We start from the raw sequence: 12,867 nt of genomic DNA on the forward strand, positions 1-12,867 counted from the left end.
TGCACTCTCCAGAATCACGCGGATGCGTTATTTTTCGAGTGTAGGGGGGTGAACTTATAAGAAGAACGACTATAAATTGCTTTATTTATTACACAGATGAATATACCCGCCGGAGCCACGGCGGGTATTGCCTCAATTCACCAGCCGGCCGTGCGCCATCGCCACCGAGCGATCGCACATATGGTCGATGACGTCGGCATCGTGGCTGACCAGGATCATGGTCAGATCCCCCGTCTGCTTCAGATCGTTGAGCAGGTTGAGGATTTCTGCCTGTACCGACATGTCCAGCGCCGACGTCGGCTCGTCCAGCAGCAGCAGTTTCGGTTTCAGCAGCAGCGCCCGCACTATCGCCACCCGCTGGCGCTGGCCGCCGGAAAGCTGGTGGGGATAGCGATCCAGCAAGCGCGGGTCCAGCCCCACCTGCCGAAAACCGGTGCTGATTTTCTGCTCGATATCGCGCTCTTTCAGCAACTTCAACGGCTCCGCCAGCGTGCGCAACAGCCGGTGCTTGGGATGCAACGAAGCATAAGGGTCCTGAAACACCATCTGCACCTCACGCCGCAACGTGCCGGTGAACGGGCGACCGGGCTTCAGATCCTGGCCCAACAGCCGGAAACCGCCGCTCCAGTTCTCGTTCAACCCAGCCAGCACCCACAGCAGCGAGGATTTACCGCAGCCTGAGGGGCCGACCAGCCCGAAGCATTCACCCTGTTCGATATGCAGATTGACGTCATGCACCACCCTGCGCAGCTCATAGCCCTGACGGTGACTGACGCCGAGATTTTCCAGAGTAATCAGGCTCATTTCAGCGCCTCCAGCAACGTGCGATCCAATACCGGCAGGGGTTTGCCGTGGGTTTCCCGGCTCGGCCGGCACGACCATAGCGTGCGGGTATAAGGATGCGTGGCCGAGGCCAACCGATCGGCGGGCAGCTGATCCAGCAGTTCGCCCTTGTACATCACCAGGACCCGTTCGCAGTAGTGCGCCACCTGCTGCAAATCGTGGCTAATCAGAATCAGCCCCATATTGCGCTGCTCCACCAGATTTTCGATCAGTTGCAACACCTGATCGCGCATCTGGTGATCCAGCGCGGAAGTCGGTTCATCGGCAATCAACAGCTGCGGATCGTTAATCAGCGCAATCGCCAGCATCACCCTCTGCCCCATGCCACCGGAAAGCTGATGCGGGTAGCGCTGACGCAGCGCCGCCGGATCGGGCAAGCCTACCGCCGCCAGCATGTCCAGCACCTTTTCCCGCCGTTCGGCCCGGTCCAGGCGAGTGTGCAGCAACAGCGGCTCCTCCACCTGCTTGCCTATCGGCTGGGTGGGGTTCAGCGCATGCTTGGGATCCTGCATCACCATCGCCACTTTTGTACCACGCAGCCGGTTCCACTGGCGCTCGTTCAGCCGCGTAAGTTCGTCCCCGCCCAACGTCAGGCGCTGCGCCCGCACTTGCAACGGCGGGGGCAATAGCCCCATCAACGCACGGGCAGTCAAGGATTTGCCGGAGCCGGATTCACCGACCAGCGCCAGCCGCTCCTGCCCCATACTGAAAGAAATCTCTTTTACCAGCGCAACCGGCTGTGGTGCCGGCAGCAGCACCGACAATCGGTCGGCGATTAATAAGCGGTTATCAATGCCCATGACGAGGATCCATTTTATCGCGCAGGCCATCGCCCAGCAGGTTAAAAGCCAGGCTGGCGAACAGGATCGCCCCGCCCGGTACGGCGGCAACCCACCACTGATCGAAAATCACTTTACTGCCCTCGGCCACCATTGACCCCCATTCGGCAGTCGGCGGCGCAACGCCCATGCCGAGAAAACCCAAACCGGCGGCGGACAGGATAATCCCGCCCAGGCTCAGCGCGGCGCGAACGACCGCGCTCGGCAGACACAGTGGCAAAATATGGCCGACCATCAACCTCAGGCCGCCGATACCCTGCATGCGCGCCGCCGCCAGATAGTCGCTGCGACGTAATGCCAGGGTTTCCGCCCGCGCCTGACGAGCGAAAGCGGGCCAACTGGTCAACGCCAACGCCAGCGCGCCGTTCATCAACCCAGGGCCCAACACCGCGACAAACGCCAGCGCTATCACCAGGCTGGGCAGCGACAGAAAAATATCGGTCACGCGCATCAAAATACGCTCCGCCCAGCCGCCGAGATAACCGGCGCTGATGCCCACCAGCAGGCCAATAGGAATGGTCAGCAGCAGGATCAGGGACACCAGAATCAGCGTCGGGCGAGCGCCGTAAATCACCCGCGACAGCAAGTCGCGACCAAAACCGTCGGTGCCCAGCCAATGGCCGGAAGAAGGCGGCAGCAAGCGCAACTCGATATGTTGCAGATTGGGGTCGAACGGTGCCAGCCACGGGGCCAACAGCGCGGTCAGGATCAGGATCGCCACCAGCGTCGCGCCAATCGTCAACGTCGTCAGCCGACGGCGTGAACGGTAGCCGGTAGCAGGTGCACCCTGAGGCTCATGTTCTGAAAGGTATTGGCTCATCGGGTTCGCGGGTCCACTAAATAAGTCAGTGCGTCGGCCAGTGCGTTAAGCACCACGAAACAAGTGCCGATCAGCAGCGTAGCGCCAAGAATGGCCGGCGTATCGGCGGCAAACAGCGCGGTGGTCAGATAACGCCCGACGCCCGGCCAGGCGAACACCGTTTCGGTCAGTACCGCGCCTTCGAGCAGGCTGGCGTAGGACAGCGACAAAACGGTGATCAGCGTGCCGAGCACGTTGGGAAACACGTGACGCACCAGAATACGCACGCGGCTGGCGCCTTTGGAACGCGCCAGAGTGACGTACTCTTTGTTGCACTCTTCCAGCATCGCCGCGCGCAGCAGCCGGGTGATGCCCGCCATCGACAGCAGCGCCAGCGCCACCACCGGCAGCCACAGATGGCTGATGGCGTTGTAAAACATCTCGCGATCGCCGGACAGCCAGCTATCAATCAGCACAAATCCGCTGCGCGGCTCCATGCTGTAAAGGTAGATATCATCCAGCCGTCCCGGCCCCGCCGACCAATGCAGCGTGGCATAAAACAGCAGCAGGCCCAGCAGGCTGAGCCAGAAGATCGGTACCGAATAGCCTATCAGCGACAGCAGGCGCGCCGCGTTATCCAGCCAACTGCCCGGTTTGATCACCGCCAGAAACGCCAGCGTAATGCCGCCGAGGGCGCCGATGATAATGGCGCAGGTGGCCAGTTCTACCGTCGCCGGGAAGGTGCGCAGCAGATCGCTCAGCACCGGCTGCGAGGTGATGCGGGATATTCCCATATCGCCGTGCGCCAGATGCACCAGATAGCGCCAGAACTGCACCGGTAGCGGCTGATCCAGCCCCAAATCGTGGCGCACCTGGGCGTAAGTGGCTTCGCTGGCGTGATCGCCGGCAATTTGCAACGTTGGGTCGATCGGCGCCAGATGCGAGAGCATAAAGGTGAACAGCAACAGGCCGAACAGCGTCAGCGCCAGGGACAGCACGCCGGTCAACAGCCTGCGGCCCCAGCGCCAGCTATGCCGGGCGAACCCGGCAGAGGAAGAACGGGTTGTCATTACTTGCTGACCTTGCTGTAGAACACCATGTCGGGGTTGATGCCCTGCACGTAGCCTTTCAGATTGTCACGCACGGCGATCAGGCTGCGTGCCTGCAAACCGATAACAAATGGCGAGCTTTGCTGAACGGATTTCTGCAACTGTTGGTAATCCGCCACCCGTTTGGCGGTGTCATTCTCCGCCGTGGCCGCCAGCGTCAGTTTATTCAGCGCAGGAATTTGCCAGTTGGCGCGCCAGGCCAGGGTTTTGCTGCCGTCTTCCGGGTTATAAGCGAAGGCGGCGGCGTTGGTGTTCGGATCAAAATAATCCGGCCCCCACGAGGTCAGGACCGCGTCATAGTTAAGAGTTTTGACCTTGGTGGACACCTGAGCGCTAAGCCCCGGCACCAGATCCACTTTCACGCCACCCTGGGCGAAGCTGGCCTGCAACGCCTGGGCGATATCCAGGTACGGCGGCTGGTTGTTGACGTCCAGCTTAAAGCTGACGTTTTTCAGGCCGGCCTTCGCCAGGATTTCTTTGGCTTTTTGCGGATTAAAACTGTACGGCCGGTCCTTCAGCGCACCCAGATACCCATCCGGCAGGAAAGCCTGGTGGTTCTGGAACTGGCCTTTCAGCAGATCGTTGGCAATGCCGTTATAGTCAAACAGCCAACGTGCCGCTTCCCAGAACGCCGGATTACTCAGTGCCGGCGACGCCTTGGCATTGAACTGCAAGAAGTAGAGTGAGGCGTACGGGATCGCCAGTGGTTTTACGCCCGGCTTGTCTTTCAGCGCCGCCATCTGGTCTGCGCCCAGGTTGCGCGCAATATCGGCATCGCCCTGTTCCAGCAGCAAGCGACGCGCAGCCGGATCCGGCACGTTCTTGATCAAGACGGTTTTCAGCGTTGGCGCGCCTTCCGGTGAGGTCGGGTTGGCATCCAGCACCACCACTTCATGCGGCACATAGGTGCGGATTTTATACGGGCCGCTGCCGGCGGAATGGCTGTTCAGCCACTGATGCCCCAAATCATCGCCCTGCTGGTGCGCCAGCGCTTCTTTGGCATCGACAATCGACGACACCGGCGCCGACAGCAGGCTGAGCACGAACGCCGGGCTGACGTTTTCGCTCCAGCTTATTTTCACCTTGTGGTCGTCCACCTTGCTCAGGTGCTGGTCGACGTTTTTAGCGTTCCACCCCAGTTGGGTGAGGATAAACGACGGTTCCAGGTTCAGCTTCACCACCCTTGATAGCGAGAAGATCACGTCCTCCGGGCGCAACGAGTTGCCGCTGGAGAATTTGGCGTCCGGTCGCAGGCTGAAGGTCAGGCTGCGGTTATCGCTGCCCGCCTGCCATTCGCTGGCCAGTGTAGGCTTAAGGTCGATAGGGTTCTGCGGATCCGACTGAATCAAACGCTGATACAGGCTGTTGAACGATTGCACCGTGGTTAATTCAAAGCCCTGGGCAGGGTCAAAGCTGACAACGTCATCGATTGACTGGGCAATCACCAACGTATTCGCCGGAGTCGCCGCCTGCGTGTTGAAACTGGCCGCTACGGCCAAAAATAGCAAAGAAGGAACGAACGCTTTCATCAGAAACTCTCCAAGCGGATGGAATTTATAGTAATTTCGCGAGTGTAAGTGAGAGCATTCGGCAGGCGAAGGTACTTAAATAACTATAGATATTCTTTTTATATCTATAGATGAGGTTTTGATTATTAAGCAGGCTAAGTTCTGCGGCGTTGCCCGCAATGGCATGCGCACATTTTGTCGCTAATGACTTCTCTTGCGTGATGATTCGCATCTGCACAAACAACGCTTTGCGTTGCCCTTTGCCAGCGATTAGCGTACGGCCAATCAAGGCCCGTGATGATCAAATGAAAAAATGCAAACGCCGTCTGGTTAGAAAACTATTGAAAAAGCAGCTTTAGGCTCCTCCATCGCCGGGCAACCTGCCCGGCTTTTTACGTTCCTCGTCGGGTCAAATCTGGTAGTCGATCACCGCATCCAACTGTGAGGAGAACACCTTGTCCTTGATTTCGGTCAGTGACAGCGTCGGGTTGCACAGCTGGATAAACCGCCAGGCATAGTTACGTTGTAACTGGCTGCGTTTCAACCCCAACCACACGGTATTGGGTTCGAACAGGTGCTCGGCATTAAGGCTGACCAGGCCGTGGTCGCGCTCTTTCTCGTACGACATATCCGCCAATACGCCCACCCCCAGCCCCAACTCGACATAGGTTTTAATCACGTCGGAATCCTGTGCGCTCAGAGCGATATCCGGCGTCAGGCCTGCAGCCTTGAAGGCGGCATCCAGCCGTGAGCGGCCGGTAATGCCCTGCCGGTAGGTGATCAGCGGCAGCGTGCTGAGCATCTCCAGCGTGACCTGTGGCTGACGCGTCAACTCATGCCCTTCCGGCACCAGTATGGTGTGATGCCAGCGGTAGTAGGGAAACGCCGCCAACGATTCGTCGCTCATCAACCGCTCGCTGGCAATACCGATATCGGCTTCGCCGGAAGCCAGCATGGCGACAATTTCCTCCGGGCTGCCTTGGTTCAGCACCACTCTCACCCGCGGATATAACGCACGGAACTCTTTAATCACCCCCGGCAGGCTGTAACGTGCCTGAGTATGAGTCGTAGCGATATGCAGTTGACCGGAGTCGTTGCTGCTGAATACGTCTGCCAGGCGGCGAATATTATTGGCATCATTCAGGATACGTTCAGCCACCACCAACAACTCTTTACCCGGTTCGGTCATGCCCAATAAACGCTTCCCGCGGCGGATAAATATCTCAATGCCCAGCTCTTCTTCCAGCTCACGAATATGACGGCTAACCCCAGATTGCGAGGTAAATAACGTGTTGGCGACCTCGGTCAGGTTGTAGTTGCAACGCGCCGATTCACGAATAATTTTTAGTTGTTGAAAGTTCATCCCTTCCCCCTGTCGAGCAATAGTGTTAACAACAGTGATACTGAGTCTGGCAGGAGGGAACAAATAAGAAATAACCTTTACTTATGCATTTTAATGCTAAGTGGATTTTTCATGGCCGTGAATTAACTATTTCCTCAAGAGAAAATAAATAACACCTTTAAAATTAACGACATATAAAACCACTTAATTATTATGGATTAAATATTACGGCGAAATAAAGTTATTAAATATAGGCATTGGTTATATATAAAAAGGCCCTGCATGCAGAGCCCGTTTGGAAAGGATGTTTCGGCAGAGAGAATCAGGCGATCGCTTCGCCGCCAATAGGGCCGGACGTATTCTGTTGCAACCACTGCTGCACATAGTTGACCAAATCGCCGATGCAGTCGTCCTTCATGCCGTGGTTTTTCAGCTCATTATCCAGTGCAAACAGGTATTGAGCATTGGTGCCCAACGGCCCGCTGGCGCTGGCTATCAGAGGCGCTATCACCTGGTGGCTGGTGTCTTCTTCAAACAGCGGGTGTTGCGGATTCATCACGAATACCAGCGCGGTGACCACCTCGCCATCGGCAAGCTGGAGATCGCACCAGGTCGGCAGGTAACAATCGGTCACCATTTCGCGTTTCCACAGCAGTTCCAGCTCTTCGCGCAGCTTCTCTTCCGGCAAGCGGAACGCCAGCCCGGTAGTATGACCGCCCTCTTTCAGCGCCAGCATGCGCCCAGGCTGATGCAGGGTACCGCGTCCGGCGGTTAACCGCAGGCAAAACGCACGGTGCCACCCCTGCAACGTAGCTGGCCGCACCTCGTCGGATTCGAATACCGGGTTCCACATCAGTGAACCATAGCCAAATACCCACACCGGGCTGTTATCTGGACGACGGGATAAAGTACAACTCAGCGAGGCCGCACGCTGCTCTGATGTCAGTAACAGCGACTCCTCAATTGTGCCGAATGCTGTTTTGCAATCTGCCTTTTGCAGAAAATCTCGCGTTAACATCTTAACAACCTCCTGGGAATAGGCTACTCATACTCCCTTGCCACTGCGATCTCTGGAATTTTTATTTTTTGGATGCGGAATTTTATTAATTCAATAGTCACTCCACGATAATAATGACCTTATTCTTTTCTCGATCCGCAATCAAGTTTCAAAACGTAGATAAAGTGAAAAAGTATTTGTACGCGGAAGCAATAATATTAATTGTATGCGTAGCTATGCAGATATTGTGATTTTACCGGCACCCGCAGCCGGGTTTTAAGGTCACTTTTTGTGCCAATGGTCGTCGTCGCCTTTGCGATAGACCTGCTTTACCGCCGCCCAGGCGACTTTATGCGCCGTTTCTTCGCGGCTGTCATCGCCGCAGCGGTCATCAGGATCACGGTATTGATCCCAGGCGCTGTTAAACGCTTCTTTATAGATCTCTTGTGCATGATCCGGCAGCACATTTTTCACATTGTCAGGTAAGGCGCTCTTGCTGTTGTACGGCATCATTTTTCTCCATAACGACGTATTAATCTATAAGCCTAGTCAATATCGCCTGCCGCCTCAACCAGCAAACGATTCTCATTATCAAATGACATGATATACTCGGCGCCAAACGAACATAAGGAGATCACCGTGAATACCGATGCCCCCCGCTCACGCGCGCCTTACCTGATTGAAGTCGCCGCTGTCCGTGACATCACGCCGCACCTGCGTCGCATCACCTTTAGCGCGCCAGACCTGCGCTATTACCCGGCGCAAGCCGCTGCCGCGCACATCAAGGTTTTCCTGCCGCTCGCAGGCCAACAGCAACCGGATCTCCCAACGTTGACCGCTAACGGCCCGGTTTGGGCAGCGGACGCGGTACGCCCGATTATTCGCACCTATTCGGTGCGCGCCGTGCGCCCGGAACTGGCCGAGATCGACATCGAATTCGCCATCCACGACCATAGCGGCCCGGCGGTAAACTTTGCGCGCCAGGCCAAAGCGGGCGACAAAATTGGCATCAGCAACCCTGGTGGCCCCAAGCCGATGCTGCCGCCGGCCGATTTCTACTGCCTGGCCGGCGATCCTTCCTCTTTACCCGCGCTGGCGGCGTTACTGGAACAGCTGCCGGCGAACAGCGAAGGCCATGCTTTTATCCGCGTGGATACTGCCGCCGACGTTATCAGCCTGAAAAAACCTGCCGGTGTCGAGCTGAGCTGGATTATCGGCGGCACCGATAAAACGCCGGAGCTGATAACCCGGTTTTGCGCATTGCCCTTGCCGCAGGCCGCAACCCAGTTCTGGCTAGCGGGTGAAGATCGCCTGGTGGTTGAGCTGCGCCGCTACCTGCGCCGCGATCGCCAATGTGATCGTAATCAGCTTTATGCCGTACCTTACTGGCGTGAGGGGTTAAATGAAGAGGGTTATCATAATAAACGGCATGAAATCATGGATAATATTGACGGCTAATGGGAATTTTTCCCTTTATTAACCATGCAATGCGTGTATAACTGCAATTTACGCGCCATTGATGCGAAAAATTAATCCCACTACGTAAAAGTAAGTAAATAAAACCGCATCCCATGCGGTTTTTTTGTTAACCTTGTCACACAAAGCAAGCAATTGCTTTTTCAAGTAAAACAACATCACATCATTACCCGACACAAGACACTGGGTGTATCCTATTATTATTAAATATAAATATGCCCAATGGATTTCAAGCTGCGGCCAACAATGCGGCAGCGTGAAAAGCGGCGGGTAAACATTCTGGATACGCGAGTTGCCGTACTGCGGCAGTCAGCGATGACGGGTCCACGCTGTTTGAGAAGGAGTACCATCAAAATGAAGTCGCAACACGATCCTGGCCGATCCAAATCCCGCCACACCGAGTACTCGCTGATTTTCCCGATCGCCGCCCTGGTAGTCCTGAATCTGTGGGGCAGCACCAGCAACTTTCCTTTGATCGTCGGCATTAACATCATCGCCCTGATAGGTATTCTCAGCAGCGCCTTTAGCGTGGTGCGCCATGCGGACGTGCTGGCTCATCGTTTGGGGGAACCCTACGGCTCGCTGATCCTCAGCCTGTCGGTCGTTATTCTGGAAGTGAGCCTGATTTCAGCATTGATGGCTACCGGCGACGCGGCCCCTGCGCTGATGCGCGATACGCTTTATTCCATCATCATGATCGTCACCGCCGGGCTGGTAGGCGTTGCGCTGCTGCTCGGTGGGCGCAAATTCGCTACCCAGTACGTTAACCTCGGCGGCATCAAACAGTATTTGATGGCGATTTTCCCGCTGGCGATCATCGTTCTGGTGTTCCCGAGTGCGCTGCCGGGCGGTAACTTCAGCACCGGTCAGGCACTGTTGGTCGCGGTGATTTCTGCCGCCATGTATGGCGTGTTCCTGGTGATCCAGACCAAAACCCACCAGAGCCTGTTCGTGTACGAGCATGAAGATGACGACGGTGACCCGCACCACGGCAAGCCTTCCTCGCACAGCAGCGCCTGGCATGCGGGCTGGCTGGTCGTGCATCTGATTGCCGTGATCGCGGTGACCAAATTCAACGCCAACCCGCTGGAAGGTTTGCTGACCAAAGTGAACGCCCCAGCACAGTTTACCGGCTTCCTGGTGGCGCTGCTGATCCTGTCGCCGGAAGGTCTGGGCGCCCTGCGCGCCGTGTTGAACAATCAGGTGCAGCGCGCTATGAACCTGTTCTTCGGCTCGGTATTGGCGACCATTTCCCTGACGGTGCCGGCGGTAACCATCATCGCTACCCTCACCGGCCAGACGCTGATCTTCGGCCTGCAGACACCGCATATCGTGGTGATGTTGACGGTCTTGCTGCTGTGCCAGCTGTCGTTCTCCACCGGGCGCACCAACGTGCTGAACGGTACCGCGCACCTGGCGCTGTTTGCCGCCTACATGATGACCATCTTTTCCTGAATGACCGAGGGGCGCACTCTGCGCCCCTCTTCTTATACCGCCTTGTACCGCCAGGATTTATACCGCGAAGAAAATGCCCGCCGCGATCCCGCCAAACAGAATCCATTTAATGATGTAATAACCGGTGCGGTTCCACGCCTTTAGCCGTTTCCCCACTTTGCGCACCGCATAAATATACTTGAACAACTTATTAACGCCGCCGGTGCGATCGCCCTCTTCGTTTGGCGCAGTAGCCGCGCTCATCAGGTTGCGCCCCAGCCAGTGGTTGATACTCTGCGCCCAGCGATAACGCATCGGCCGCTCGATATCGCAAAACAGAATCAACCGATTTTGCCCGCTCTGGTTCTCGGCGTAATGCAGATAGGTTTCATCAAACATCACCCCTTCTCCGTCACGCCAGCTGTAACGTTGACCGTCGACTTCAATAAAACAACGATCGTCATTGGGCGTAATCAACCCCAGATGGTAACGCAGCGAACCGGCGTAGGGGTCACGGTGACGCGGCAGGCGGCTGCCGTCCGGCAGTTCGGCAAACATCGCCGCCTTGACCGAAGGCAGGCTGCGCAGCAGCGCGGTGGTCTGAGGGCACAGGCTCATCGCCGACGGGTGGTTGTCTTCATACCATTTCAAATAAAAACGCTTCCAACCGGTTTTGAAGAACGAGTTGAAGCCGGCATCGTTGAATTGATCCGACGCTTTAATTTGCTGGATCGCCATCAACTGCTGCCCTTCGTCGCGAATGGTTTGCCAATTATCCCGCAGCACCCCCAGTTCGGGAAATTGCTCCGGTTGCAGATAAGGCGTTATCGGCGCGCGCGAGAACAAATACATAAAAACGTTCAGTGGCGCGGTAAAAGTGGAATGATCGGAAAGCTGCCGCCAGAAGGTATAACGCACCCGGCCGCGATAATGGATATAGACCACACATAAAATAAATAAAATTAAAATAATATATTTCATGACTGAACCGCTGTGAGAAGCCCAACACCTGTGCGCCAAACCGGCGCACAACGCAACTACTTCCGTTTGCCAGGTAAAGGCTGGCGCCAATTTGGAACACCATTAATCATTAACGCTAATGCAACGAAAATCCATACAAAAACCTACAATAATTTACACAAAGGATAAACAGGCGTGGATTTCCGGCAGAAATAAAAAAGGCCGCCGAAGCGGCCTTGTAGTAGTAGGCAGGTTAACTGTAGGCGTTGAGCGTGCGCTGGCACAGGGCGGAGCGGACGCAGTCTTGTTTATCAAAGCGGATGATGCCGATCATTTCATCCTCTTCGAAGCGCTCCATCGCATCGCTGAGGCCGGACTTCACGCCGCGCGGTAAATCGCACTGGGTTACGTCACCATTGACGATTACCGTTACGTTCTCACCCAAACGGGTCAGGAACATCTTCATCTGGCTGGCGGTGACGTTCTGGGCTTCATCCAGGATAACGACCGCATTTTCGAAGGTACGCCCGCGCATGTAGGCGAAAGGCGCGATCTCTACCTTGCCGATTTCCGGGCGTAGGCAGTATTGCATAAAGGACGATCCCAAGCGGCGCACCAGAATGTCATACACCGGGCGGAAATAAGGGGCGAACTTCTCAGAAATATCCCCGGGCAAGAAACCGAGGTCTTCATCCGCCTGTAAAACCGGACGCGTAACAATAATCCGATCCACTTCTTTATGTATAAGGGCTTCTGCCGCCTTCGCGGCGCTGATGAATGTTTTGCCGCAGCCGGCTTCGCCGGTGGCAAATATCAACTGCTTTTTATCTATGGCGATTAAGTAATGACCCTGAGCTTCGGTTCTAGCCTCGATGGGAGAGCTATCGCGCTTGTCTCGCGCCATGCCGATAGACTCAACTCCACCCATTTGTACCAGCGAGGTTACGGACTCTTCTTCCAGCTGGCGATGACTACGAGCGTCACGACGAATAACGCGTTTCGCTTCACGACGTGCTTTGATCACTGCTTTTTGTCTCATAGTGGCACCTTACAGTTTGTTTCACCTACCGCAGCGGCCTGGCCGCGCGATTATGTTTCACACACGGATTAGGTTTTGGCTTCCTTCAGAGCCAATAAAAGCCAATAGACGAAGTGAATACGCGGGCGTTGTAGCGCACCGTTTCTTCACGGGAGAACGCGATTGCGTAATTAATTGTGGAGTAAAAAGTGACAAGAATTTGTCATGCCGAGAATGCGGAGTTGCCAGGAAAAGAGAGTCGGAGAGAGAACCCTCGTTACAACGAGAAATCAGAGAAGGTGTATTGTTTTTTCTTTCCAGCCCAACCAAGGACTTTACCATTAGCGATCCCCGCAGTGTTATTTACAGCTTCCGCTGTGCACCTTGTGAAAACTACCGCCAGATGATTACAGTATAATGACATTCAAACCCATCGCGTTACTAAAATGTAAAAAAATTTAATCTTTTTTGTTTTCAGATAACGCCAGAACACTATATCACGCTGTTTACGCCATTCCAGAGAAATTTTATCACCCAGCCAG

12 protein-coding genes are annotated in these 12,867 nt (G+C 55.6%); 2 read left to right on the top strand and 10 right to left on the bottom strand.

Annotated elements, in window-relative coordinates:
• Nucleotides 1-132: 132 nt before the first annotated feature.
• The 8 genes from JEM67_RS16805 to chaB all read right to left on the bottom strand — a co-directional run bounded on the left by JEM67_RS16805 (nucleotide 133) and on the right by chaB (nucleotide 7,947).
• Nucleotides 133-804, bottom strand: a complete 672-nt coding sequence (locus JEM67_RS16805) for an ABC transporter ATP-binding protein (protein ID WP_199634855.1) — start codon at nucleotides 802-804, stop codon at nucleotides 133-135.
• Entirely contained in the window at nucleotides 801-1,643 is an 843-nt protein-coding gene (locus tag JEM67_RS16810) for an ABC transporter ATP-binding protein (protein ID WP_199634854.1), read from the bottom strand. Before JEM67_RS16810 ends, JEM67_RS16805 begins: the two co-directional genes overlap by 4 nt.
• Nucleotides 1,633-2,502, bottom strand: coding sequence for an ABC transporter permease (locus JEM67_RS16815; RefSeq protein ID WP_199634853.1), 870 nt, complete (start codon nucleotides 2,500-2,502; stop codon nucleotides 1,633-1,635). The genes JEM67_RS16810 and JEM67_RS16815 overlap by 11 nt, the downstream gene beginning before the upstream one ends.
• Entirely contained in the window at nucleotides 2,499-3,551 is a 1,053-nt protein-coding gene (locus tag JEM67_RS16820; protein ID WP_199634852.1) for an ABC transporter permease, read from the bottom strand. Before JEM67_RS16820 ends, JEM67_RS16815 begins: the two co-directional genes overlap by 4 nt.
• Complete coding sequence (locus JEM67_RS16825; protein ID WP_199634851.1) at nucleotides 3,551-5,119, bottom strand: ABC transporter substrate-binding protein; 1,569 nt, start codon at nucleotides 5,117-5,119, stop codon at nucleotides 3,551-3,553. The genes JEM67_RS16820 and JEM67_RS16825 overlap by 1 nt, the downstream gene beginning before the upstream one ends.
• Before the next feature lie 388 nt (nucleotides 5,120-5,507).
• On the bottom strand, nucleotides 5,508-6,461 hold the full coding sequence (gene cbl, locus JEM67_RS16830; protein ID WP_004945885.1) for an HTH-type transcriptional regulator Cbl: 954 nt from the start codon (nucleotides 6,459-6,461) through the stop codon (nucleotides 5,508-5,510).
• Nucleotides 6,462-6,762: 301 nt separating this feature from the next.
• Nucleotides 6,763-7,458, bottom strand: coding sequence for a gamma-glutamylcyclotransferase (locus JEM67_RS16835; RefSeq protein WP_199634850.1), 696 nt, complete (start codon nucleotides 7,456-7,458; stop codon nucleotides 6,763-6,765).
• 261 nt (nucleotides 7,459-7,719) lie between these two features.
• A complete protein-coding gene (gene chaB / locus JEM67_RS16840) occupies nucleotides 7,720-7,947 on the bottom strand; it encodes a putative cation transport regulator ChaB (protein ID WP_199634961.1) in 228 nt (75 codons plus the stop codon).
• A gap of 129 nt (nucleotides 7,948-8,076) precedes the next feature.
• Here chaB and JEM67_RS16845 point away from each other — a divergent pair, with 129 nt between their 5' ends.
• Together JEM67_RS16845 and chaA are read left to right on the top strand one after the other, a co-directional pair.
• The gene (locus JEM67_RS16845) at nucleotides 8,077-8,895 is read left to right on the top strand and encodes a siderophore-interacting protein (RefSeq protein WP_199634849.1); all 819 of its coding nucleotides are present in this window, start codon (nucleotides 8,077-8,079) and stop codon (nucleotides 8,893-8,895) included.
• Between the two features lie 372 nt (nucleotides 8,896-9,267).
• A complete protein-coding gene (gene chaA / locus JEM67_RS16850) occupies nucleotides 9,268-10,368 on the top strand; it encodes a sodium-potassium/proton antiporter ChaA (RefSeq protein WP_004945895.1) in 1,101 nt (366 codons plus the stop codon).
• A 57-nt stretch (nucleotides 10,369-10,425) separates the two neighbouring features.
• Here the strand turns inward: chaA and lpxO are convergent, their stop codons facing one another.
• Both lpxO and phoH read right to left on the bottom strand, forming a co-directional pair.
• Nucleotides 10,426-11,328 carry a lipid A hydroxylase LpxO gene (gene lpxO, locus JEM67_RS16855; RefSeq protein WP_199634848.1) on the bottom strand — a complete coding sequence of 301 codons (903 nt, stop codon included), beginning with the start codon at nucleotides 11,326-11,328 and terminating at the stop codon, nucleotides 10,426-10,428.
• A gap of 232 nt (nucleotides 11,329-11,560) precedes the next feature.
• Nucleotides 11,561-12,346: a phosphate starvation-inducible protein PhoH gene (gene phoH / locus JEM67_RS16860; RefSeq protein WP_004945903.1), complete on the bottom strand. Its 786-nt coding sequence runs from the start codon at nucleotides 12,344-12,346 to the stop codon at nucleotides 11,561-11,563.
• Nucleotides 12,347-12,867 lie beyond the last annotated feature (521 nt).

The sequence above is a fragment of the Serratia sp. PAMC26656 genome (assembly GCF_016469055.2).
GTDB lineage: Bacteria > Pseudomonadota > Gammaproteobacteria > Enterobacterales > Enterobacteriaceae > Serratia > Serratia plymuthica.

Excerpts from the sequence above, each read along its gene's own strand:
- JEM67_RS16805 (WP_199634855.1), bottom strand. The coding sequence starts at position 804 with ATGAGCCTGATTACTCTGGAAAATCTCGGCGTCAGTCACCGTCAGGGC.
- JEM67_RS16810 (WP_199634854.1), bottom strand. The coding sequence starts at position 1,643 with ATGGGCATTGATAACCGCTTATTAATCGCCGACCGATTGTCGGTGCTG.
- JEM67_RS16815 (WP_199634853.1), bottom strand. The coding sequence starts at position 2,502 with ATGAGCCAATACCTTTCAGAACATGAGCCTCAGGGTGCACCTGCTACC.
- JEM67_RS16820 (WP_199634852.1), bottom strand. The coding sequence starts at position 3,551 with ATGACAACCCGTTCTTCCTCTGCCGGGTTCGCCCGGCATAGCTGGCGC.
- JEM67_RS16825 (WP_199634851.1), bottom strand. The coding sequence starts at position 5,119 with ATGAAAGCGTTCGTTCCTTCTTTGCTATTTTTGGCCGTAGCGGCCAGT.
- cbl (WP_004945885.1), bottom strand. The coding sequence starts at position 6,461 with ATGAACTTTCAACAACTAAAAATTATTCGTGAATCGGCGCGTTGCAAC.
- JEM67_RS16835 (WP_199634850.1), bottom strand. The coding sequence starts at position 7,458 with ATGTTAACGCGAGATTTTCTGCAAAAGGCAGATTGCAAAACAGCATTC.
- chaB (WP_199634961.1), bottom strand. The coding sequence starts at position 7,947 with ATGCCGTACAACAGCAAGAGCGCCTTACCTGACAATGTGAAAAATGTG.
- chaA (WP_004945895.1), top strand. The coding sequence starts at position 9,268 with ATGAAGTCGCAACACGATCCTGGCCGATCCAAATCCCGCCACACCGAG.
- lpxO (WP_199634848.1), bottom strand. The coding sequence starts at position 11,328 with ATGAAATATATTATTTTAATTTTATTTATTTTATGTGTGGTCTATATC.
- phoH (WP_004945903.1), bottom strand. The coding sequence starts at position 12,346 with ATGAGACAAAAAGCAGTGATCAAAGCACGTCGTGAAGCGAAACGCGTT.